Annotated in this window: 23 protein-coding genes and 2 tRNA genes; 18 read left to right on the top strand and 7 right to left on the bottom strand. The window is 61.8% G+C overall.

Annotated elements, in window-relative coordinates; translation table 11 throughout:
* Positions 1-4 precede the first annotated feature (4 nt).
* Positions 5-487, bottom strand: coding sequence for a peptidylprolyl isomerase (locus tag JS82_09295; protein QHK18280.1), 483 nt, complete (start codon positions 485-487; stop codon positions 5-7).
* A 119-nt stretch (positions 488-606) separates the two neighbouring features.
* Between JS82_09295 and JS82_09290 the strand changes: the two genes are divergently transcribed.
* Complete coding sequence (locus JS82_09290) at positions 607-1,971, top strand: NCS2 family permease (protein QHK18446.1); 1,365 nt, start codon at positions 607-609, stop codon at positions 1,969-1,971.
* Between the two features lie 113 nt (positions 1,972-2,084).
* On the opposite strand, the gene JS82_09285 is transcribed toward JS82_09290, so the two are convergent.
* Positions 2,085-2,161, bottom strand: a tRNA-Lys gene (locus JS82_09285).
* A gap of 153 nt (positions 2,162-2,314) precedes the next feature.
* On the opposite strand from JS82_09285, the gene JS82_09280 reads away from it, so the two are divergent.
* Positions 2,315-2,773 (top strand): CBS domain-containing protein, encoded by a 459-nt coding sequence (locus tag JS82_09280; GenBank protein ID QHK18445.1) that lies wholly within the window; start codon positions 2,315-2,317, stop codon positions 2,771-2,773.
* An 11-nt stretch (positions 2,774-2,784) separates the two neighbouring features.
* On the top strand, positions 2,785-3,543 hold the full coding sequence (locus tag JS82_09275; protein ID QHK18279.1) for an MBL fold metallo-hydrolase: 759 nt from the start codon (positions 2,785-2,787) through the stop codon (positions 3,541-3,543).
* Here the strand turns inward: JS82_09275 and JS82_09270 are convergent.
* Positions 3,533-4,468, bottom strand: coding sequence for a hypothetical protein (locus tag JS82_09270; protein ID QHK18278.1), 936 nt, complete (start codon positions 4,466-4,468; stop codon positions 3,533-3,535). The two genes, JS82_09275 and JS82_09270, sit on opposite strands and share 11 nt — an antisense overlap.
* 72 nt (positions 4,469-4,540) lie before the next feature.
* On the opposite strand from JS82_09270, the gene JS82_09265 reads away from it, so the two are divergent.
* The 5 genes from JS82_09265 to JS82_09245 are packed head-to-tail and all read left to right on the top strand — an operon-like array spanning position 4,541 to position 7,927.
* Positions 4,541-4,843, top strand: coding sequence for a YggU family protein (locus JS82_09265; GenBank protein ID QHK18277.1), 303 nt, complete (start codon positions 4,541-4,543; stop codon positions 4,841-4,843).
* Positions 4,836-5,237, top strand: coding sequence for a Toprim subdomain protein (locus JS82_09260; GenBank protein ID QHK18276.1), 402 nt, complete (start codon positions 4,836-4,838; stop codon positions 5,235-5,237). The genes JS82_09265 and JS82_09260 overlap by 8 nt, the downstream gene beginning before the upstream one ends.
* 44 nt (positions 5,238-5,281) lie before the next feature.
* Positions 5,282-5,878, top strand: coding sequence for a dTMP kinase (gene tmk, locus JS82_09255; GenBank protein QHK18275.1), 597 nt, complete (start codon positions 5,282-5,284; stop codon positions 5,876-5,878).
* Between the two features lies 1 nt (position 5,879).
* Positions 5,880-7,067, top strand: a complete 1,188-nt coding sequence (coaBC, locus tag JS82_09250) for a bifunctional phosphopantothenoylcysteine decarboxylase/phosphopantothenate--cysteine ligase CoaBC (protein QHK18274.1) — start codon at positions 5,880-5,882, stop codon at positions 7,065-7,067.
* Complete coding sequence (locus JS82_09245; protein ID QHK18273.1) at positions 7,064-7,927, top strand: pantothenate kinase; 864 nt, start codon at positions 7,064-7,066, stop codon at positions 7,925-7,927. The genes coaBC and JS82_09245 overlap by 4 nt, the downstream gene beginning before the upstream one ends.
* Here the strand turns inward: JS82_09245 and JS82_09240 are convergent.
* A complete protein-coding gene (locus JS82_09240; protein QHK18444.1) occupies positions 7,911-8,213 on the bottom strand; it encodes a DUF357 domain-containing protein in 303 nt (100 codons plus the stop codon). The genes JS82_09245 and JS82_09240 overlap by 17 nt on opposite strands.
* 92 nt (positions 8,214-8,305) lie before the next feature.
* Between JS82_09240 and JS82_09235 the strand changes: the two genes are divergently transcribed.
* Together JS82_09235 and JS82_09230 are read left to right on the top strand one after the other, a co-directional pair.
* Positions 8,306-9,163, top strand: coding sequence for a ribose-phosphate diphosphokinase (locus JS82_09235; GenBank protein ID QHK18272.1), 858 nt, complete (start codon positions 8,306-8,308; stop codon positions 9,161-9,163).
* A gap of 4 nt (positions 9,164-9,167) precedes the next feature.
* The gene (locus JS82_09230) at positions 9,168-10,571 is read left to right on the top strand and encodes a proline--tRNA ligase (protein ID QHK18271.1); all 1,404 of its coding nucleotides are present in this window, start codon (positions 9,168-9,170) and stop codon (positions 10,569-10,571) included.
* A gap of 57 nt (positions 10,572-10,628) precedes the next feature.
* On the opposite strand, the gene JS82_09225 is transcribed toward JS82_09230, so the two are convergent.
* Positions 10,629-11,471 carry a DUF1638 domain-containing protein gene (locus JS82_09225; protein QHK18270.1) on the bottom strand — a complete coding sequence of 281 codons (843 nt, stop codon included), beginning with the start codon at positions 11,469-11,471 and terminating at the stop codon, positions 10,629-10,631.
* 94 nt (positions 11,472-11,565) lie between these two features.
* On the opposite strand from JS82_09225, the gene JS82_09220 reads away from it, so the two are divergent.
* Positions 11,566-12,363, top strand: a complete 798-nt coding sequence (locus JS82_09220) for a methyltransferase domain-containing protein (protein QHK18269.1) — start codon at positions 11,566-11,568, stop codon at positions 12,361-12,363.
* On the opposite strand, the gene JS82_09215 is transcribed toward JS82_09220, so the two are convergent.
* Positions 12,353-12,745, bottom strand: coding sequence for a MerR family transcriptional regulator (locus tag JS82_09215; protein ID QHK18268.1), 393 nt, complete (start codon positions 12,743-12,745; stop codon positions 12,353-12,355). The two genes, JS82_09220 and JS82_09215, sit on opposite strands and share 11 nt — an antisense overlap.
* 197 nt (positions 12,746-12,942) lie before the next feature.
* Here JS82_09215 and JS82_09210 point away from each other — a divergent pair.
* The 7 genes from JS82_09210 (at position 12,943) to JS82_09180 (ending at position 21,960) form a co-directional block, all read left to right on the top strand.
* Positions 12,943-13,019: transfer RNA gene (locus JS82_09210), tRNA-Lys, on the top strand.
* Between the two features lie 109 nt (positions 13,020-13,128).
* The gene (locus tag JS82_09205; GenBank protein ID QHK18267.1) at positions 13,129-13,395 is read left to right on the top strand and encodes a DNA-directed RNA polymerase subunit H; all 267 of its coding nucleotides are present in this window, start codon (positions 13,129-13,131) and stop codon (positions 13,393-13,395) included.
* A gap of 4 nt (positions 13,396-13,399) precedes the next feature.
* Positions 13,400-17,002 (top strand): DNA-directed RNA polymerase subunit B, encoded by a 3,603-nt coding sequence (locus JS82_09200; protein ID QHK18266.1) that lies wholly within the window; start codon positions 13,400-13,402, stop codon positions 17,000-17,002.
* On the top strand, positions 16,999-19,803 hold the full coding sequence (locus tag JS82_09195; protein ID QHK18265.1) for a DNA-directed RNA polymerase subunit A': 2,805 nt from the start codon (positions 16,999-17,001) through the stop codon (positions 19,801-19,803). The genes JS82_09200 and JS82_09195 overlap by 4 nt, the downstream gene beginning before the upstream one ends.
* Positions 19,804-19,805: 2 nt before the next feature.
* The gene (gene rpoA2, locus JS82_09190; GenBank protein QHK18264.1) at positions 19,806-21,242 is read left to right on the top strand and encodes a DNA-directed RNA polymerase subunit A''; all 1,437 of its coding nucleotides are present in this window, start codon (positions 19,806-19,808) and stop codon (positions 21,240-21,242) included.
* Positions 21,239-21,526 (top strand): 50S ribosomal protein L30e, encoded by a 288-nt coding sequence (locus tag JS82_09185; protein QHK18263.1) that lies wholly within the window; start codon positions 21,239-21,241, stop codon positions 21,524-21,526. The genes rpoA2 and JS82_09185 overlap by 4 nt, the downstream gene beginning before the upstream one ends.
* A 5-nt stretch (positions 21,527-21,531) precedes the next feature.
* Positions 21,532-21,960: a NusA-like transcription termination signal-binding factor gene (locus JS82_09180; GenBank protein ID QHK18262.1), complete on the top strand. Its 429-nt coding sequence runs from the start codon at positions 21,532-21,534 to the stop codon at positions 21,958-21,960.
* A 136-nt stretch (positions 21,961-22,096) separates the two neighbouring features.
* Here the strand turns inward: JS82_09180 and JS82_09175 are convergent, their stop codons facing one another.
* On the bottom strand, positions 22,097-23,146 hold the full coding sequence (locus tag JS82_09175; protein ID QHK18261.1) for a radical SAM protein: 1,050 nt from the start codon (positions 23,144-23,146) through the stop codon (positions 22,097-22,099).
* Positions 23,147-23,153 lie beyond the last annotated feature (7 nt).

Below are 23,153 nucleotides of genomic sequence, written 5' to 3'. Positions count from 1 at the left end.
GGGATCACTCGTCGATGACGTCGACGCTGATGATCTTCACGTCCTTGAGGGGCTTGTCGTTCCTGTCGGTCTCGACGCGGCCGATGACGTCCACGACGGGCATTCCCTCGATGACGGTTCCGAACACGGGGTGGGCGTAGGGGGTCCTGGGATCCTCCTTGTCCAGGTATGTGTTGTTGACGGTGTTGATGAAGAACTGGCTTCCTCCGGAGTGGGGCTGTCCCGTGTTGGCCATGGACATCGTTCCCCTGATGTTGGAGTGTCCCTTGCCGAACTCGTCCTCGATGGTGTACCCGGGTCCGCCCATTCCGGTTCCGGTGGGGTCTCCGCCCTGGATCATGAATCCGTCGATGACCCTGTGGAAGATGGTCCCGTTGTAGAAGCCCTCCTTGGCGAGTTTGACGAAGTTGCCGGTGGTGATCGGCATGTCCTCGTGCATCTTCACCTTGATGTCACCCTTCGATGTGTGCAGTACGACGATGGTCATGAGGCTTCTAACGGCCCCCATTATGAAAGTATTTTGGTCGGTCCTCCCGCATGCTGGATGCGTCCGATCAGCTCGCGGTCCGCAGAAGAATCATAACCGTATACGGGGATTCCACAGTCATGGGCGACATCTTCAGGCTGGAGGCGCACGGCACCACATGGGGCCGCGAGGTCACGGCGGGACTCACCACGTTCTTCTCGATGGCCTACATCATCATCGTCGCCCCGAACATCCTATCCCAGTCGGGTATCGAGTGGGGCGCAGTGTTCCTGGCCGCGATAATCGCATCGGTGGTCGGGACGCTGGTTATGTCCCTGTACGCCAACGTCCCCTTCGCGCTCGCTCCCGGACTCGGGATGTGCTCGTTCTTCGTGGTCACGGTCTGCGATCAGATGGGTTTCACATGGCAGCAGGCGCTGTCCATGGTGTTCATCTGCGGGATCATAAACATCCTGATAACAGTCACCAACGTGCGCAGGCTCATCATAGCCGCCATCCCACGCAGCCTCCAGTACGCCATATCCGGAGGGATAGGGCTGTTCGTCGCCTACATCGGGCTGGTTCAGGTGGGGGTCATCGCGTTCGAGGGAGGAACCCCTGCGCTGTCCTCGTTCGCCGAACCCGCCGTCCTGCTCTTCCTGTTCGGCCTCGTCCTGGCCATCGTCCTGTATGTGAGGAAGGTCCGCGGGGCGATAGTGATCGCGCTCATAGTGACGACGCTCGTGGGCATACCGCTCGGCCTGACCGACTCCTCGGACTCGGTCTCGTTCGTCGAGGCGGTAGGGCAGCTCCCGGACACGTTCGGGGTAATATTCACATCCGAGGGGCTCCCGTCGCTGTTCTCCGATGCCAGCATGATACCGTCCGCGGTGGTCGCCATCCTGTCGTTCAGTCTCGTGGACACCTTCGACACCATAGGGACGTTCATCGGGACCGGGAGGCGCAGCGGGCTCTTCACCGAGGAGGAGCTGTCTTCGGTGGACAGCGCAGGCTTCAGGACCAGACTGGACCGTGCGCTCCTGTGCGATTCGTGCGCTACATCTGTGGGGGCTGTTTTCGGGACGTCCAACACGACGACGGTCGTCGAGTCCACCGCCGGGATAGAGGCCGGCGGACGCACCGGCCTGACGAGCCTGGTGGTGGCGGTCTGCATAGCCCTCAGCGCGGTCCTCGCGTCCGCCATAAGCATGATCCCCCCTTCGGCCTACGGCGCGGTGCTCGTCCTCGTGGGGATACTGATGCTGCCGTCCTTCAAGAGCGTGGACTGGGACGACATGGCGGATGCGGTGCCAGCGTTTTTCGCGGGACTGTTCATGGCCCTCTGCTACAACATCTCCTACGGGATCGCCATGGGGTTCATCACATACTGTCTGATGAAGGTCGTCACCGGCCGGAGGTCCGAGGTGTCGGGCGTCATGTGGGTGGTGTCGGGACTGTTCATCCTGGTCTTCGCCCTGCAGGCGCTGATCGGTGTGATGACTTGACGTCGGTGTCGGAGTCCTCGACAGCAGAGGATTTCGATGTCAATGCGATGAGAACGACGGAATGGATGCTGACGAAGTTCGTGGAAGCGTTCTGGAAAAATCAGATGAACAAGTGGCGGGCCTGAAGGGATTCGAACCCTTGGCCGTTCGATTAAGAGTCGAACGCTCTACCTAGCTGAGCTACAGGCCCACAAAATCCCTTGATAACCTGCTCATATATAATGATATGCATTCTACAGATGTCCTTCCGGGGTTGCTGGCTGTCCGAGCATCGCAACCAAACGAATATAAGCGCATCAAGGGAATACCCTCCCCGATGTCTAAGTTGAAGGTAAGGGACCTGATGACCACCCAGGTGGTGACGCTTAAGCCCGAGGACACCGTCAAGAAAGCGGTCATAAAGTTCGCTCTGGACAACATCTCCGGGGCACCTGTAGTGGATAACAGGAACCACCTCCTGGGAATCCTGAGCGAGAACGACGTTCTCGCCATGCTTCTGAAGTACCAGGACGAGCTCGACGAGGACAATCCCGGAAACGTCATGCTGAACTACCCCATGGATTCCGGCATGGAGGAGAGCACGATCCTCAAGAGCATCTCCGAGGAGATCTCGAACACGCTCGTCTCCGACATCATGACCCGCACGGTCCTCACGACAACCCCCGACACCACGATCATGGAGGTCCTGTCCTCCATGCTCGAGATGAAGGTCAACCGCCTCCCCGTCGTCGAGAAGGGGGTGGTGGTCGGCATCATCTCCAGGGGAGACATCATCTTCGCTCTCTACAAGAGGAAGGCCTGAGGCGCAGGCGGATGATAGAGGTCCACGTTCTGGCCAGCGGTAGCGATGGCAACTGCACCGTGATTGAATGTGACGGCGAGGCCGTCATGATAGACGCCGGCGTCAGCTGCAGGAGGATCCTGTCGCTGATGGATCAGGAGGGCGTGGACAAGGAGTCAGTCAAAGCGATCCTCCTCACGCACGAGCACAGCGACCACGTGTCGGGCGCAGGGGCCACCGCGAGGAAACTGGGCGTGCCGGTCATGTGCAACCCGGCCACCTTCTCCCAGCTCAGCCTCGGCAACGTGGACTATGTGCCGTTCGACACCGCCAGGGACTTCGACTTCAGGGGATTCCACATCACCCCCCTGCCCACATCGCACAACGCCATCGAGCCGAACGCGTTCCTCACCCAGGCCGACGGCAAGAGCGTTCTTTTGGCGACCGACACCGGGAAGCTGACGTTCCAGATCGAGGCCGCCCTCAGGATGGCGGACATCGCGGTCATCGAGGCCAACTACGACAACAAGATGCTGGTCGACGGGCCGTATCCCGTGAGCCTCAAGAGGCTCATCGGGAGCGACAGGGGGCACCTGTCCAACGTGGACTGCGGCAACGCCATCAGGCGCACGATGACCGATTCCAACCGCCAGCTGTTCCTGGCACATCTCAGCAAGACCAACAACATCCCGGATCTCGCGAGGGAGACGGTGTCCGACATCACCGGCATAAGGCGTCTCAAGATAGACTGCCTGGAGTTCCCCGGGGACACGAGGACGCTCAGGGCGTAGGCCTGATCAGAACGGCCTTCTCGGTGTTGATGAGCACCTCGGCGAGGACCCTCGGCAGCATGACCAGGTCCTCCTTAGACAGTCTGTAGTCCCTGTCCGGTCCAGCGAACTCCGGCAGGTCCTCGAGCACCCTTATCAGGATGGGCCTCAGCTCGTCCGCCTCAGGCTGGGGGAGGGCAGTCTCCGCACGATGCACCGGCTCAGGTTCGGCGACGGGCCCCGTCTCCACCGCGGGTTCTGGCGCAGCCGGGGGCTCCGCTGTCATGTCGTGTCCGACCGGGGCCGGAATGTGAGAATCCGCCTGCGGAGGGACGTCCGTGTGGACGCTCCCGCTCTCGGGGGGAATCTCGGAGAAGTCGTCGAAATCGTCGGGGATGGGCTCGTCCTGGAAGTCGTCCGGCGAGTCGTCGAAGGGGATCTCATCCGGGCTCTGCACGGCCTCCGCGGGAGCCGGTTCCGCGGTCTCCGTAACCGGATGACTCTCTTCGACCGTGTGGACCTCGTCGATGTGCGTGGCGACGGTGTTCTTTCTTCCGCGCAGGCGGTCGATCTCCGACATGTGCCTCTTGGACAGGTCGAGGACTCTCTCGTAGTAGTCCCTCTCCTCGTCCGTCAGCATGTCGACGGTGTTCCTTCCGCCCATCGCGCCCCTGATGGCCATCTGGCAGATCTTCTGGGTCCTTATGTGGACGACGTCCTTGGCGAGCCTCTCGGCCTTCTTTCTGCGCTGCTCCGCCCCCTCGCACATGACGGACTCGGGGTCCAGGGCCATCTGGCGGTCGTACTCCAGGCGGAGGGCCGTGAGCAGGTTTGCCATCGCCCTGAACAGGTCCTTCCTGACCTGGGTGATGGCGCTGCTCTTCATCTCCACCCTGTACAGCTCGGACAGCTCGTCGAACGACATAGGCTCCAGCGCAGGGCTCATCGTCAGGCCATCAACGGTGCCCTAGATAATCCCTCCGACATGGTGATATGGGCGTGTGCCGATGGGGTGGTCATGAAGGTCTCCGACGTATGCAGGGTCCGCGACGGATGCGTCGAGGTCGACGTCTCGGTCTCCCCGAGGTCCAACCGCTCGGGTCCGGACGGCTACGACGAGTGGAGGCGCAGGATGAACGTGAGGGTCAGGGCTCCGCCGCTGGACGGGCGCGCGAACAGGGAGGTGGCCGAGATGTTCAGGGAGATGACCGGATGCAGGTCGGAGGTCACCTCGGGTCAGACGTCGAGGCAGAAGACGGTGACGGTATACGGCGACCCGTCGGCCATCATGGCCTCGCTGGGAGGCGGCGTAGATGGATGACGCCGAACGTCTCGATGCGATACAGGAGCTCCTCGACGAGCTGTCCTCCATGTCATCCACCCACATCATCCTGGTGGAGGGGCTGAAGGACGTGGCGTCGCTGAGGCACGTCGGGGTCGACGGCGAGTTCTTCTGCGTCCAGAGCGGAGGAGGCCCGGTAAAGGCAGCGGAGCATGTCTGGCACAGCGGGAAGCAGGCTGTGATCATGACCGACTGGGACCGTAGGGGAGGCTCCCTGGCAAGGTCCCTTAGGGAGAATCTGCAGGCGCTCGACGTCAGGTACGACGACAGGATCCGCGGCGAGCTCGCCGTACTGTGCAGGCCGTACGTGAAGGACGTGGAGTCCGTGGATGCGGTGGTGCTCCTGCTGCAGAGGTCAGTCGGACAGGCGTGAGCCGTTCCGAACAAGTATAAGTCGGTTCGGCATATGAGAAGCGGATGAGCGGAGTCTTCGTCGTTTTCGAAGGGATAGACGGTGTCGGCAAGTCGACGGTCTGCGCCGCCGTCGCTGAGAGGCTCAGGGCCCGCGGCCTCGGGGTCTCGGTGACCGCGGAGCCGACGCACGACGGGATCGGCGCGTTCATACGCTCCGGAGGGGCGGGTCATGTGTCCCAGAGGACCGAGGCCCTGCTGTTCGTCGCCGACCGTAACGACCACACCGAGCGCATCGTCCGCGAGGTGGACTCGGGCCGGGTGGTGCTGTGCGACAGGTACTTCGCATCGACGGTGGCGTACCAGTCGGCGAAGCTCGACGGTGACGCGACGGACAGGGACTGGCTCATCTCGATCAATTCAGATTTCACGGGAAGGCCGGACGCAACCATCCTCCTGGACATGGACCCGCGCGACAGTCTCGGTCGGGTGGATTCCAGAGGGGAGGAGGTCAGCAAGTTCGAGAACCTCGGGTTCCTCGAGCAGGTGAGGAGGAACTACCTCGATCTCGCCCGGACGTTCGGCTTCCATGTCGTAGACGCCTCCAAAGGCCGGGAGGACGTCCTCGCGGACGTGATGGCAATTATCGACAGGTTGGTTTGAGATGCATCCTTCAGAGGAGATTTACTGCGAGAAGAGCACCAAGCTCAGGGGAAAGACAGTCGTAATGGGAATCACAGGCAGCATCGCAGCCGTGGAGTGCTTCGGCACCATCAGGGAGCTGATCAGGCACGGGGCCGACGTCTATCCGGTGCTCACGCCGGAGGCGCAGAAGCTGGTGACTCCCGACGCCCTGGAGTTCGCCAGCGGTCACAGGCCGGTCACCGACCTCACCGGGAGGACCGAGCACATCACGATGATGGCCGCCCGCTCGGCGGACCTGTTCCTGATCTACCCCGCCACCGCCAACACCGTGTCGAAGATCGCCAACGGCATCGACGACACCCCCGTGACGTCGATGGCGACTGTCGCGATCGGCGCGGGGATCCCCATCGCCATCGCCCCCGCCATGCACGATTCCATGTACAGGAATCCCGCCGTCGCGGAGAACATCGAGCGCCTCAGGTCCTGGGGCATAAGCTTCATCGGGCCCCGCAGGGACGGGGTCAGGGCCAAGGTGGCCTCGAAGGACGAGGTCGTGGCATGGACGTTCAAGATCCTGTCCAGGGACTTCTTCCACGGCAAGCGCCTGCTGGTCATCGGAGGGCGCAGCGAGGAGCCCATCGACTCCATGAGGATCATCACCAACCGCTCCACCGGGATGATGGCCGTCGAGCTGGCCAAGCGCGCGTTCGAGAGGGGCGCGGATGTCGAGCTGTGGATGGGCGGATGCAGTGTGGACCTGTCCGACTACATCCCGACCCGCAGGTTCGAGACCGTCTCCGACCTCGTATCCATGGTCAGGGAGATCGACCACGACGCCGTGCTGGTGCCTGCCGCCCTTGCCGATTTCGCTCCCCACGAGGTCGCGACCGGGAAGATATCCAGCGACGAGGGCTTCGGCCTGGACCTGGACCCGGTCCCGAAGGTCCTGCCCCTGATCCGCACCAGGTGCGACGTGGTGATCGGGTTCAAGGCGGAGTCGGGCCTCACGAGGACGGCCCTGGCGGAGAGGGCGAGGTCCCGTCTCGAGATGTACAACCTCGCAGCCGTCGTGGCCAACGACATCGACGTCGTCGGGAGGAAGTCGTCCGCGGCGATCCTGGTCACCAGGGACGACGCGGTGGACATCTCCGGGACGAAGGCCGAGGTCTCCGATGCGATTCTGGACTACTGTGTGAAGAGGCTATGACATCCGCTTTCTGCCCAGGGCACGTTTCGTGCGTCTTCCAACCCGTGGACTCGTTCGACGCCATGAGCACAGGGTCCCGCGGGATAGGCATCAGGCTCAACAAGGGGGCCACGGCCACGGTAACGCCCCGGGACGACTCCGTGGTCAACATCCGCATCGACGGAGTGGTGGAGACCGCCCACATAACGAGGATGGTTGCGCAGATCCTCGCACCCGGGTCGGGGTTCGAGATAGACATCAGGAACGACCTCCCGGTCAGCCAGGGATTCGGTATGAGCGCCGCGGGAGCCACGGCGACCGCGATATGCATAGCGGACATGACCGGGCAGTCCCGCGCCGATGCGTTCGCCGCCGCCCATGCGGCGGAGGTCAACGGAGGCGGCGGACTGGGGGACGTGGCGGCCATAGTGGCGGGAGGGGATGTGCCCGTCAGGACCGTGGCCGGGATGCCGCCGTTCGGCAGGGTCGAGAGCGCGGACATAAAGATGGAACGCCTGACGCTGGCCGTCATCGGCGGGGAGCTCAGGACCGACTCCGTTCTGGGGGATCCCGTCGCACTCAAAAGGATCCGCGAGGCCGCGTCCACGGCCATGGACGCTTTTCTGGCGGAGCCGACCTACGACAACCTGTTCGCGGTGTCTAACGGGTTCTCCTCGGAATCGGGGCTGGAGAGCCCCGCCATAAGGCGCGGCATCGAGCGCCTGAAGTCCCGCGGATACCACGCGGGCATGTGCATGCTCGGGAACAGCCTGTTCACGGACGCCCCCGAGGGCGAAGTCTGGGCGCTGTTCGGCAGAGGTCACGTGAGGACGTACCGCTGCTCATCGAGCAGGAAGGAGATCGTCATTCGTAGAGGGTGAACAGGACATCGTCCCCGTCCACGTCGAACAGGCCGATCCTGGCGCCGCAGTCCAGCCAGGCGTGGGCGTAGTTCACCGCGGCGAAGGCGGTCACTATGTCCCCAGTCTCCCTGAAGTGCTTGGCGTCCGCGTAGTAGCAGTTGGCCATCTCCAGGAAGCTGTCGGCCAGTCTGCGGTTGTACGACTTCTCGGGCGCGGCTATCCTGATCTTGGCCAGGGCCCTCGCCGTGATGTCCAGGTACTTCTCGATGCGCTCCTCGGTGACTACGTCGATCCTCTCGGTCATGGGGCATGCCAGCGCACGGATGCTAATGGATGTATCGGTCACGCGGGCGCGCGTCATGCGATTATAAGAATGAGGACGCGATACGAGCAGGCATGATAATCGTAGGCGGGTCGTCTTCCAGGGACCTGGCCAAGGAGATGGCCTCCATCCTGGACTGCACGTACATTCAGGCTGCTTCCACAAAGTTCCCCGACGGGGAGTGCTACACCAGGATTGACACGGAGTCCCTCGACGACGACGTGGTCATCGTCCAGAACACCTACCCCAACGACAACCTCATCGAGATGTTCCTCCTGCAGGACGCGGTCCGCAGGCTCGGTGCGAAGTCGGTCACGCTGGTCGTCCCCTACTTCGGGTACGCCAGGCAGGACAGGGTGTTCAAGCCCGGGGAGCCCGAGTCCGCCAAGGTCATGTGCAGGCATCTCAACATGGGGTGCGACAGGATCATCACCATCGACATCCACAAGGAGGTCGTGCTGGACAACTTCGACTGCCCCCACACCGACCTGAAGGCGGCACCGGTCATCGCCGACTACTTCAGGGACAAGAAGATCGACCTCGTCCTCTCCCCCGACATCGGGGCCGCAGGACGCGCCAAGGAGGTCGGGGAGAGGATGGGTGTGCCCTACGACCACCTTGAGAAGACCCGTCTGTCCGGCACCGACGTCCGTATCGCGCCCGCCAAGATGGACTGCACAGGTAAGAGGGTGCTCATCGTCGACGACATGATCTCCACAGGAGGGACCATCATCGCCGCCGCCTCCGCGCTCAGGGAGGCCGGGGCTGTCAGCGTCTCCGTAGCCTGCACCCACGGGGTGTTCGTGAACAACGCCATCGAGAGGCTGACAGGAAGCGCCCTCGACACGGTCCTCTGCTGCAACACCCTCGAGAACGAGGTCTCCCACATCTCGGTCGCCGGAATCATCGCCGACGCCGTGAGGAAGGGGTGATTCGATGTCCATGAAAGAGGACGATTTCGCGGACTGGTACCTGGACATCGTCGAGAAGGCCAACCTCTCGGACAAGAGGTACCCCATCAAGGGGATGAACGTCTGGACCCCCTACGGCTGGAAGATCATGAGGCAGATCGACACCTACATCCGCCAGGAGTTCGACGCCACCGACCACGACGAGGTCTGCTTCCCGCTGATGATCCCCGAGGACCAGTTCGCCAAGGAGAAGGACCACATCAAAGGCTTCGACTCCGAGGTCTACTGGGTCACCCACGCCGGGCTCAACGAGCTCGACGTCAGGCTTGTCGTCAGGCCCACCTCCGAGACCGCGATGTACCCCATGTTCGCGCTGTGGATCAGGTCCCACCAGGACCTGCCCCTGAAGACGTACCAGATCGTGAACACGTTCAGGTACGAGACGAAGCAGACCCGCCCGTTCATCAGGGTCCGCGAGATCCACTTCTTCGAGTCCCACACCTGCCATGTGTCCGAGGAGGACGCCCAGTGCCAGATAGAGGAGGACATCGAGATCCTCGAGAGGATCGCCAAGAAGATCTGCCTGCCCTACATGCTGTGCATCCGCACGGACTGGGACAAGTTCCCCGGCGCGCACTACACCGTCGGAATCGACACGTCCATGCCCAACGGCAGGACCCTGCAGATGGGCTCGATCCATCACTACCGCACCAACTTCTCCATCCCGTACGAGATCACGTACGAGGACGAGAACGGAGAGCACAAGCACGTCCACCAGACCACCTTCGGCATGAGCGAGCGTCTCGTCGGCGCCCTTATAGGCGTGCACGGCGACGACCAGGGTCTGGTCCTCCCGCCCGGAATCGCCCCCTACCAGTGCGTGCTGATCCCGATCGTCTCCAAGAAGAGCACCGTGGACGTCATGGCCGCCGCCAGGGAGACCGCCAAGGTCCTCTCCGACGCCGGCATCAGGGTGAAGCTGGACGACAGCGACGCCCGCCCCGGGAACAAGTACTACGAGTGGGAGATGAAGGGGGTGCCCCTGCGTCTGGAGCTCGGAGGCCGTGACATCGAGAACGGCGTGGTCTCGTTCGCCAGGAGGGACACGGGCGAGAAGGGAACCATCGACGCCAAGGACCTCGTCCCCGGCGTGAAGATGCTCCTGGACGTCATCTCGGACGACATGCTCGCCAAGGCTGAGGAGGTCCAGAAGTCCAGGATCGCCGATATCGACTCCATGGAGGACATCCCCCAGGACAAGATCCTGAGGCTCGGATGGTGTGGCTGCGCCGAGTGCGGACACAAGTTCGAGGACACGACCGAGTTCAAGATCCTCGGGTTCCCCTACCATCCCGAGCCCTACTCCGGCAAGTGCATCGTCTGCGGCAAGCCCGTCGACAAGGCGGCGTACGCTGCCCACACGATGTGATCCCAGAAACACGAATGGCCCCGGGACTTCGCCCGGGGCCGGTTTCCCTTTTTCAGATCAGCTGCCGCCCGCGACCCTGTCGAGGTCTGCTTTGGAGTCGGCGTAGATCCTGTTCATGGGTCCGTGGTCCACGTACTTGGACGGGTCGGCGCGGAGTATCTTCAGGCCGAGGCTGTCCGACATGTCCTTCGCAGATTTCTCGAACTCCTCCTCGGACACTATGCCGAGCCCGGTGTCGATCATGACCTCCGACGTGTAACCGCACATCTCCAGGAGCCATCTCATCTGCTCCCTCTTGTCCCCCGGCCCCAGGACGTCCAGCCCCTTGGCCATGTCCGAGGCTCCGAGGAAGTCCTCCCAGTTGGTCGCCACGGCGGGGGTCAGGAGCATGACCCCGGTGTAGTCCTTGATCAGGTGCTGGTATCCTAACAGGCCCCCCACGGCCACGCCAACGCAGTCGTCGCAGACGCGGCCGTTGCAGTCCCTGAACGTTGTGACGGGGATCGACAGATGCTCCTCAGCCCATTTCGACAGGTCCATGCCGTAGTTGCCGCACATGCCGTAGTACATGGCGACGGCGTCCACCCTGCCCTGGATCATCGTCAGGTCGTTCTCCAGGTCCTCCATGAGGACCTTCGGTTCGGCGTGGAGTGCCAGGTTCTTCATCTTGATGACTATGTTGAACTCGTTCCTGTCCAGTCCGGACTCGCTGTGCATGAACTCCCACTCGTCCATGGTCGTGTAGGGGACGCCGTTGGAGTCAAGCTTGCGTCTGAGGCTGCCGTTGTACGGTGTCTCCAGCACGAGGACGTTCTTGTCCTCGGGATCGTGGGACATGCTGTAGATGAGCTCGTCCTCTAGCATCGGGCATGCGATTACGCCCAGGATTCCCTTGGTCATGACATCATAATCTCTCGGAATCTTTTTAAGACCCGCAGTTCCGCGGGAGGAACCGGACGATAGGAACATAAATCGAGAGCCTGTTCGGACACACATGGCATTCCAAGAGGGCGAGACGGTCTATCTCGAGGACGCGAACGGTAAGAGGGTCTGGGTCAAGGTGGCCTACGGCATGGTCAAGGCGCAGTCCATCGGCGCCATAGACGGCAGCAGGTTCAGGGACCTGGACGACGGGGACAGGCTCACCGTGGTCGGCAGGGAGTACACCGTCTTCCGCCCCGGCGTGCTGGAGCTCATGGAGTCCCTGGAGAGGGGCGCACAGATCATCTCGGCAAAAGATGCTGCCACGATCCTGATGCACTGCGACGTCAAGTGCGGCGACAGGGTCATCGAGGTCGGCGCCGGGTCCGGCGGTCTCACCACGGCCCTGCTCCACGCCGTCGCCCCGGAGGGCCGCGTCCACACCCTGGAGCTCAAGGAGGAGAACGCCCACCGCGCCGGTAGGAACGTGGCGAGGGTCGGTCTCGACAGGTACTGGTCGTACGCCATAGGCGACGCCAGGGAGATGGATGCCGGTGTGGACTGGCAGGCGGACGTGCTCACGATGGACATGCCGGACCCGTGGCTCGCCCTGCCGAATCTCGATGCCAATCTCCGTCCGGGCGGAAGGCTCTGCGCGTACGTGCCCAACATGAACCAGGTCGAGTCGATCGTCGTCGCGCTCAGGGAGTCGGGGTACTCGGACGTGCATGCCCTGGAGAACATCCAGCGCTATCTCGAGGTCCATCCCGGGGGCGTGAGGCCGTCGTTCGACACGCTGGGCCACACCGGGTACCTGGTCTTCGCCAGGAAGAGGTCCGGAGGCAAGAGCCGAAGCGGAATCAGAGCTTGAAGTTGGGGTCTTCCCAGCTGAGGACGCCGGTCTCGACGGCCCTCTCGTAACAGAACACCTTGTGGTCCAGAAGCTTGAGCGCCTTGTCGAGGGCCTCCCTCTGCTGCAGCAGGTCCTCTCTCTTGCGCTGCATAAGCGCGAGCCTGTCGGGGATGGTCTCGTCGCCCCTCTTGCTGAGGTTCCTGTACTCGACGATCTCCTCGACCGTGAAGCCGGCCGATTTGAGGCACTGGGCGAAGGCGATCTCCTTGCAGTCGTCCTCGGTGTAGTCACGGATGTTGCCGTTGCCCCTCTTGATCTCGGGGATGACGCCCTCGCGCTCGTAGTAGCGGAGTGTGTCCTGGGGTATTCCGTACTTCTCGCTGACCTCTGCAATCTTCATATGCTCACGCTTTGGTACCTTGACTAGCGTTTGGTAATATTTATGGGTTGTTTGATGTACCGCGTCAACGGCGGCATCCGTGCGGGGCGTCCGACTATATACAATTGATTGATGTTGGTCGCGTACGTAATAACGGTAGAGAATCTATTATATATGAGGATGGTTTCCACCACAATTACAGCTTAAAAGCTATCCATGGGCCTGTAGCTCAGCTAGGTAGAGCATCTGACTTTTAATCAGGTGGTCAAGGGTTCGAATCCCTTCAGGCCCGCCATGGACTTCATGAGCGATCGAACGGCAGATCAAGTATGAGGAAGGCATGCAGGGCATTTCTCGGAAACTGATTTCCAGCTGACCGGGCTGGGCAAAAGTAGGTGAATCACTTGGCAGCAGAAAACATCTCATTCAACGTACTCAAGCACGTCCTCGTGCCTGAGCACCACCTCTTGTCCGAGGAGGAGGCGGAGGCGGTCCTTCAGAGGAAGGGCATGACCCCCGACCAGCTCCCGAAGATAAGGAAAAGCGATCCGGGCATCAAAGTTCTGGAGAGCATCCATGGACCCATCGACGAGGGCCGTGTGGTGAAAATCGTCAGGAAGAGCGAAACCGCCGAGGAATTTGTGGCGTACAGGCTCGTAATTAGGGGGTAAGCAATTGAGAGATCTAGTCAAACTGTATTTCTCCGAGCGCGACATCGTCAACCACCACACCTCGTCCTTCAACGACTTCCTCGCGACACCCGACAACCCCAACAGCAGGATGCAGAGGATCGTCGACGACATCAGGGTCCCCACGGACGACGCCGAGAGGGGCATCATCAAGCTGGACCCGGAGAGGACCGGCGGAAGGAACATCGAGATCCACATCGGCAGGAAGAGAGACGAGGACGGGAACATCGACCTCCAGGCCAAGCCCACGATCCGCATCGAGGAGCCCAAGGTCATGGAGGCCAACGGATACAGCCACGAGCTCACCCCCATGGAGGCCAGGCTCAGGAACCTCAACTACATGTCACCGGTCTACGTGAGGTTCGAGGTCTACGAGGACGGGGTCGAGAAGGAGATGCCCGAGGGGGACAAGTGGGTCCACGTCGGAGACCTCCCCATGATGGTCAGGTCCAAGGGATGCAACCTCAACAGGGAGGTCATCGAGAAGCACCTCGAGCGCACCCTCACCGACGCCGAGTACATCGAGGAGCTCGTCAAGCAGAAGGAGGACCCCAGGGAGCCCGGAGGATACTTCATCATCGGAGGAACCGAGAGGGTCCTGATCACACTCGAGGACCTGGCCCCCAACAGGGTCATGGTCGAGTACAACGAGAAGTACGGCGCCGCCGTCGAGGTCGCCAAGGTGTTCTCCCAGAAGGACGGGTACCGCGCCCTCACGCTCGTAGAGAAGAAGAAGGACGGCATGGTCATGGTCTCCGTGCCCGTCGCCTCCGGATCCATCCCGCTCATCGCCCTGATGAAGGCCCTGGGGATGGAGTCCGACGAGGAGATCTTCGAGACCATCGTCTCCGACGAGGCCATGGCGAACATCGTCTACGCCAACATCGAGTCCTCGTTCGACAAGAAGACCTACGCACCCAACGGTTACCACACAAAGGAGGATGCCATCCTGTTCCTGGAGAGGAACTTCGCCGCCGGTCAGGCGAAGGAGTACAGGACGAAGAAGGTCGAGAGCATCCTCGACAGGTCCCTGCTGCCCCACCTCGGAGACACCGAGGCGGACCGCATGAAGAAGGCCATCTTCCTCGGACGCATCGCGCGTTCCGTCCTGGAGCTGTCCCTGGGCAAGAGGAAGGAGGACGACAAGGACCACTACGCCAACAAGAGGCTCAAGCTGTCCGGAGACCTCATGGAGGACCTGTTCAGGACCAGCTTCAGCAGCCTCATGAAGGACCTGAAGTACCAGCTGGAGAGGAACTGGGGAAGGAAGAAGAGCGAGATGAACATCGCCTCGTCCATCCGTCCCGACCTGCTCACACACAAGCTCCTCCACGCCCTGGCCACAGGAAACTGGGTCGGAGGACGCGCGGGAGTGTCCCAGCTGCTCGACAGGACGTCCAACCTGTCCGCTATGTCCCACCTGAGGAGGATCACCTCTTCCCTGACCAGGTCCCAGCCCCACTTCGAGGCACGTGACCTGCACCCCACCCAGTGGGGGAGGCTGTGCCCCTCCGAGACCCCCGAGGGTCAGAACTGCGGACTGGTGAAGAACGCCGCGCTCATCATCGACGTGTCCGAGGGCTTCCCCGACAGCGACGTCAAATGGATGCTCAGGGAGCTCGACATCGAGTCCGTCAAGTCCGGCAGCGGAACCCGTGTCTACGTGAACGGGGACCTCGTGGGAGTCCACGCCGACGCCGACAAGCTGGTCAACGAGATCAGGGAGCGCAGGAGGTGCGGTCTCATCACCAACGAGATCAACATCCGCCACGACGAGGAGATGGGAGAGGTCATCATCAACTGCGACGAGGGACGTCTCAGAAGGCCCCTGCTCATCGTCAAGAACGGCAGGCTCATGATCACGAGGAGGCACATCGAGGGCATCCGCGAGGGCAAGGTCAAATGGAACGACCTGTTCCGCGAGGGCATCATCGAGTGGCTCGACGCAGAGGAGGAAGAGGACGCCCTGGTTCTCGTGGACGCCTACGACACCCCCAAGAGGTGCCCCTGCTGCAACCACGCCTTGTCCCCCATGGACGCCGACTGGATGAACCCCGGGAAGGACGGGGACTGCGTGCTCCACTGCAAGTGGTGCGGAGAGGACTTCACCGTGCCCAGCAAGATCGAGCCCAAGTACACCCACATGGAGGTCGACCCCATGGTCATCCTGGGTGTCGCGTCCGGTATCGTCCCGTACCCTGAGCACAACTCTGCGCCCCGTGTCACCATGGGTGCCGGAATGGGTAAGCAGGCACTGGGTATCCCCACTGCCAACTACAGGATCAGGCCCGACACTAGGGGCCACCTGATGCAGTACCCCCAGGTCCCGATGGTCCAGACCCAGACCATGCAGTTCATGGGATACAGCCACAGGCCCGCAGGGCAGAACTTCTGCATCGCGGTCCTCTCCTACCACGGATACAACATCGAGGATGCTCTGGTCATGAACAAGAGCTCGGTCCAGCGCGGACTCGGAAGGTCCACCTTCATGAGGTCCTACCGCGCCGAGGAGCGCCGCTACCCCGGAGGACAGGAGGACCACTTCGAGATCCCCTCGCCCGACATCATGGGCGCCCGCGCCGACCTGGCGTACGCGTCCCTCGGCGAGGACGGACTCATCTCCCCCGAGAGCGAGGTCCACGGATCCGACGTCCTCATCGGAAAGACATCCCCGCCCAGGTTCCTGGAGGAGGAGACCGACTTCCTCACGCCCCAGAAGAGGAGGGAGACTTCGGTCACCGTCAGGCCCGGGGAGAAGGGATACGTCGATTCCGTCATGATCACCGAGTCCGAGAACGGTTCCAGGCTCGTCCGTGTCAAGGTCAGGGACGAGAGGATCCCCGAGCTGGGCGACAAGTTCTGCTCCAGGTTCGGACAGAAGGGAGTCGTCGGAAGGCTCGTCGACCAGTGCGACATGCCCTTCACCGCCGACGGAGTCACCCCCGACCTCGTCGTCAACCCCCACGGAATCCCTTCCCGTATGACCATCGGGCACGTGCTCGAGATGATCGCCGGAAAGGTCGGATCCATGGAGGGACGCATCATCGACGGAACCGCCTTCTCCGGAGAGAACGAGGAGTCCATCCGCGACGGCCTTGTCAGGAACGGCTTCTGCAGGTCCGGTAAGGAGGTCATGTACGACGGAAGGACCGGACGCATGATCCAGGCCGACGTCTACACCGGTGTCATCTTCTACGAGAAGCTGCACCACATGGTCAGCGGAAAGATGCACGTCAGGTCCAGGGGACCCGTGCAGATCCTGACCAGGCAGCCCACCGAGGGACGTTCCAGGCAGGGAGGTCTCAGGTTCGGAGAGATGGAGAGGGACTGTCTGATCGGTCACGGCGCCGCCATGGTCATCAAGGACAGGCTGCTCGACGAATCCGACGGAACCCAGCAGTGGATCTGCGGAAACCCCAAATGCGGTCACATCGCCATCATGGACAGGCACGGATCGCTCTACTGCCCCGTGTGCAAGAACAACACCACCATCTACAAGGTCCAGACATCCTACGCGTTCAAGCTGCTGATGGATGAGCTCCTGTCGCTTGGTGTCGCCATGAGGCTTCAGCTGGAGGACTTGAGATGACAACACCCGGTATCACCAAGAGGATCGGATCGATCAAATTCTCCTGCGTCTCCCCCGAGGAGATCAGGAAGATGTCCGCGACGAAGGTCATCACCGCGGACACGTACGATGAGGAGGGTTACCCCATCGAGATGGGTCTCATGGACCCCCACATGGGAGTCATCGAGCCCGGACTGCGCTGCAAGACCTGCGGATGCAAGGTGGACGAGTGCCCCGGACACTTCGGACACATCGACCTCGCCATGCCCGTCATCCACGTCGGGTTCATCAAGGACATCAAGATGCTCCTGGAGTCCACCTGCTGCAAGTGCGGCAGGCTGATGCTCTCCGAGGACCAGATCCAGGCCCGCAGGGAGAGCATGGAGAGGATGGAGGAGCTCGGAGGAGGCACCATCGAGGTGAAGAACTTCTCCAAGGAGACCGCCAAGGACGCATCCGGCAAGGGCATCTGCCCCTACTGCGGTGCCGAGCAGATCAAGATCAAGCTCGACAAGCCCACGACCTTCCGCGAGATCGAGGACAACCACAAGCTCACCGCCAAGGAGGTCCGCGAGAGGCTCGAGAGGATCCCCGACGAGGACCTCGTCACCCTGGGTATCGAGCCCTCCACATGCAGGCCCGAGTGGATGGTCCTCACCGCCCTCGCCGTGCCCCCCGTGACCGTCAGGCCCTCCATCACCCTCGACTCCGGAGACAGGTCCGAGGACGACCTGACCCACAAGCTGGTCGACGTCCTGAGGATCAACCAGAGGCTCAGGGAGAACCGTGACGCCGGAGCGCCCCAGCTGATTGTCGAGGACCTGTGGGAACTGCTCCAGTACCACGTCACCACGTACTTCGACAACCAGACGTCCGGAATCCCGCCCGCGAGGCACAGGTCCGGCCGCCCCCTCAAGACCCTCGCCCAGAGGCTGAAGGGTAAGGAGGGACGTTTCAGATCCAATCTGTCCGGAAAGCGTGTGAACTTCTCCGCCCGTACGGTCATCTCGCCCGACCCCCTGTTGTCCATCAACGAGGTCGGAGTGCCCATCATCGCGGCCAGGGAGCTCACCGTCCCCGTGCACGTCAACGAGCACAACATCGAGAAGATCAGGGAGATGGTGGCCCGCGGCCCCTCGCCCACGCCCGACAAGCCCTACCTGCCCGGCGTGAACTACGTCATCCGTTCCGACGGCAGGAGGATCAGGGTCACCGACAGGAACGCCGCCGACGTGGCGGAGGGAATCGACATAGACTACACCGTCGAGAGGCAGCTCGTCGACGGGGACGTCGTCCTGTTCAACAGGCAGCCTTCGCTGCACAGGATGTCCATGATGGCGCACCGCGTCAGGATCATGGAGGGACGCACCTTCAGGTTCAACCTCACCGACTGTCCCCCGTACAACGCGGACTTCGACGGTGACGAGATGAACCTGCACGTCCTGCAGTCCGACGAGGCACGTGCCGAGGCCAGGATCCTCATGCAGGTGCAGGAGAACATCCTGTCCCCCAGGTACGGAGGACCCATCATCGGTGCCATCCACGACCACATCACCGGGGCGTACTTCCTCACGCACAACAACCCCCGCTTCGACAGGTTCCAGGCTATGAACATCCTGTTCAAGCTCGGGGACATCGAGGTGCCCGAGCCCTGCATCGACGAGAAGGGCGAGCCCTACTGGACGGGCAAACAGCTCTTCTCGATCGTCCTGCCCGACGACTTCCGCACGACCTTCAAGGCAAACATCTGCCAGAACTGCAAGCAGTGCAGGAAGGAGGAGTGCGAGTACGACGCCTACGTCAAGATCCGCGACGGTCAGCTGCTCTGCGGAACCATCGACGTCAAGGGAATCGGTAACAGCAAGGGTAAGATCCTCGACAGGATCGCCAGGGACTACGGCTCCGACCGTGCCGCCAAGTTCATCAACCAGGTCACCAGGATCGCACTGGGTGCCCTGATGAACCACGGATTCTCCACCGGAATCGGTGACGAGGACATCCCCGAGGAGGCGGCCCTGCAGATCAACAACAACACCCAGGAGTGCATCAACAAGGTGACCGAGCTGGTCGAGTCGTACCAGGACGGCACACTCGAGCAGATGCCCGGGCGCTCCCTCAGGGAGACCCTGGAGGTCAGCGTCATGGGAGTCCTCGGAAACGCCCGTGACGAGGCCGGTAAGATCGCCGGAAAGCACCTGGGAATGAACAACCCCGCGGTCATCATGGCCAAGGCCGGTGCCCGTGGATCCATGCTCAACCTGTCCCAGATGGCAGGTTGCGTCGGTCAGCAGGCCGTCCGTGGAGAGAGGCTGTCCAGAGGATACTGGAACAGGACGCTGCCCCACTTCGAGAAGGGGGACCTGGGCGCCTACGCCAGGGGATTCTGCTCCAACTCCTACAAGTCCGGACTGTCGCCCACCGAATTCTTCTTCCACGCAATGGGAGGAAGAGAGGGACTGGTCGATACCGCGGTCAGGACTTCCAGGTCCGGTTACATGCAGAGGAGGCTCGTCTCAGCCCTCGAGGACCTGAAGCTGACATCCGACGGAACCGTCAGGAACACAATCGGAACCGTCGTCCAGTTCAAGTACGGTGAGGACGGGGTCGACCCCGCCAGGACCGTCAGGGGTAAGGCGATCGACCTCGACGACCTGTTCGCCGAGGTCCTGGGTGACCAGGCCGACGAGCTCCTGCACATCGACACCAAGGACGTCGGAGGCGACTACGGCTCGCTCGAGAAGGACGAGATGGAGTACATCGAGGACGAGGAGGGCGAGGAGTACGACGACCTCGACATGGACTTCGATGGCGGAGGTGAGTGATAATGGCAAGAAAGGACACCATGAAGGCCCTCATCAACAGGGACGTCAGCGAGGAGACCGCCGCGCTGCTGCTCACGAAGTACAACTCCCTCAGCGCCATCAGCAACGCTGGGGAGTCCGAACTCGTCGAGCTCGGACTCATGGAGGAGGAGGCCAGGTCCGTCCTGGCCAAGATCGGCAAGAGGCCGGCGTCATCCTCCAAGGTCAAAAAAGAGGTGGAGGAGGTCGTCCCCGTGGAGCCCATGGAGGAGGTCACCAACTTCTACCAGTACAACGAGGGCGAGCTCAGGCTCAAGGCGATCGCCGAGAGGCTGGAAGTCCGCCTTCCCATGAAGATCATCGTCGACATCGCGAAGCGCATCGAGAACGCCGACCTGAGCGACGAGATCTGCGAGAAGCTCATCACCACCGCCAACAGGATGTATACCGCCCACCTGATGGACCAGAACGAGTCCGCGGGAGTCATGGCGGCGCACTCCATCGGAGAGCCCGGTACCCAGATGAACATGCGTACCTTCCACTACGCGGGAGTCGCGAACATCAACGTTACCCAGGGTCTGCCCAGGCTGATCGAGATCGTGGATGCGAGGCGCGTGCCCAGCACGCCTTCGATGAACATTCCCCTCACCGGCACAGCGGCGGAGGACGAGAACATTGCCAAGTACGTGGCGTCCAACATCGAGATGACCACGCTGCTTGACATCGCGAGCGTCGAGACGGACATCACCAACATGAGGCTGATAGTCAAGCCCGACGCACGCAAGATGGAGGCCAGGGGAATCACCACAGAGGAACTGGTCGACAGACTGAACAAGGTCAAGGCGGTCCGCGGGATGGTCACCACAGAGGGATACGATGTGGTCATCAACTCCGACGAGCCGTCTTACAAGAAGCTGCAGACGATGTTCGACGCCATCAAGGGCGCGAAGATCAAAGGGATCGACAACATCACCCGTGCCGTTCTCTCCAAGACCGAGGGGTCGTGGAAGATCGTCACGGAGGGCAGCAACCTCAAGGAGGTGCTCAAGGTCGAGGGAGTGGATGCTGACAACGTAATGACGAACAGCATCCTGGAGGTCGCGGACGTCCTCGGAATCGAGGCGGCCAGAAACTCCATCATCCACGAGGCCATGGGAACCCTCGGAGAGGCTGGTCTGGACGTCGACATCAGGCATATCATGCTTGTCGCCGACCTCATGACCAACGACGGATACGTCAAGGCGATCGGAAGGCACGGAGTGTCCGGAAAGAAGTCCTCGGTTCTCGCCAGGGCCGCTTTCGAGATCACAGCCGCGCACCTTCTGCACGCAGCTATGGTGGGCGAGGTGGACCACCTCGAGGGAGTCACCGAGAACATCATAGTCGGTCAGCCGGTCACACTCGGTACCGGAGCCGTAAACCTGATTTACACACCCAAGAAAAAGGGGGATGAAGAATGAGCGATGAGAAAATCGACATCAGCAGGGCATTGAAATCCGCCATCACCACCGGAAAGGTGGAGTTCGGCGTGGACCAGACAACCAAGGCAGTCAAGGACGGAAAGGCGCAGATGGTCGTCATTTCCAGGAACTGCCCCAGCGCAGAGCTGCGCGGGGACATCGGCGTGAAGGTGCACGTGTTCGAGGGAAACAACATGGAACTCGGCGCGATGTGCGGAAAACCCTTCTCCGTGTCTGCCCTTGTGATCATCGACAAAGGTAGCTCCAACATCTTAACGCTGTGAGGAACATGTCCGCAGATATCGTACTTACCGAGGACACCCTGAGGTACATCGCTCTCTTCGAGCAGATCACCAGGGCGAACGCCATCGACTGCATGGACACCGAGGACAAGCTCGTGTTCGTCGTCGAGAAGGGCCAGGGCAACATCGCCGTCGGGAAGAAGGGCGAGCATGTAATCAAGCTCAAGGAGAAGACCGGGAAGAACATCCAGGTCGTGGAGTACTCCGAGGATCCCGAGCAGTTCGTGAAGAACGTCTTCCACATCTATAATCCTCAGAAGGTCGTTATCGAGCAGCGCGGAAACATCACGCACGCCACGGTCACCGTGGATCCCAAGCTCAAGGGCCGTGCGATCGGCAAGGCCGGTAAGAACCTGCGCATTGCCAGGGACATCGTGAACAGGCACCACGAGATCCAGAGCATCAGCGTCGACTGAGATCGGAGACCCCCTACGATCCTCTCGTACGGTCGGGCACAAACCCCTTAGGAAACCCGTTACAATCCAGGGGCCCATCGGGCCCCTTCAAATGTTCTGTCGCCGCATCTGGCACATGCGGCATTTCCGTGCCGCGTCAGTTGAGCGGCGTCCTCTCGACCTCGAGTCCGTCCGCGGTCGGGTACTGCTCTGACAGGAAGCACCTGTACTTCACGGATGGCGCTATGTCCTCGAGCACCCATGGTGCGACCTCGATCTTGTTGGAGAGGACCTCGTAGAGGTCCTCCGGGACGCCGAAGGATCTGAGCGCATCCTCGGCGGCCGCCAGGTCGTCGGAATAGAGGTATCCGCGGACGATCGTCCCGTCCTCGGTGACCTGCTGGTAGGGCTTGGCCGTGTGCTCGGCCCTGCGTATGAGCCTTCTGCGGAGCTGGACACCGTCCTTGAACGTGGAGGAGCAGAAGTGGACGTTCGCCCTCCTGTTGGCCTTCAGGACGGCCATCGCGGTCTCCCTGGACCCGGCGACGGCGGAGGAGAGCTCGTCCCTCACCGAGTACCCGTGGGTGTCCATCATGTCCCAGTTGCTCTCCGAGAACTCGAGCTCGTTGAGGTTGACGAAGTCGACCCCGGCATCCTTCGCGTAGGTGACCAGCGCGTTCAGCTCCCTCTCCTTTCCGGGCAGTGCTGGCACTTCTATCCCGACGTCGATCCTCAGCGCCGCCACGGTCTCCTTCAGCCTGGTCCGGCCCATGTCCGTCCAGACGGATTCCGGCGGGTGGAAGCGGATCTCATCCAGTCCCGCATCCTGCAGTGCCAGCGCCTTGTCCGGGTCGATGGTGGCGGTGTAGAGGTGGATGTGGTGACCCTTGCCGAACCTGTCCTTCAGGAGGCGGATCATGTGGACGGTGCGGTCCATGTCCAGGAGCGGGTCGCCCCCGGTTATGCCGGTGCCGGTGGCGTCCATCGCCTCCGCCTCGGCGACTATCTCCTCGTCCGTGTACACCCTGCCCTCGTTGGCGTATATGACGTCCTTGTCCTTCTTCTCCAGGGAGACGGGGCAGTAGTAGCAGTTCCACTTGCAGAGTCCTGTGACGAACAGGACCATCTTGGATCCGTCAATGCAGTGTCTGCAACCCTCCGCGACCCTGCCGGTGCAGGCCGAGTCGCACTCCATCTTCCTGAGCATGCGACCC

The sequence above is a fragment of the Methanomassiliicoccaceae archaeon DOK genome (genome assembly GCA_009911715.1).
In the GTDB taxonomy this organism is placed as follows: Archaea; Thermoplasmatota; Thermoplasmata; order Methanomassiliicoccales; family Methanomethylophilaceae; genus Methanoprimaticola.
The sequence above is the reverse complement of the archived record's forward strand: the minus strand, read 5'-3'. Positions and strand labels throughout refer to the sequence as shown.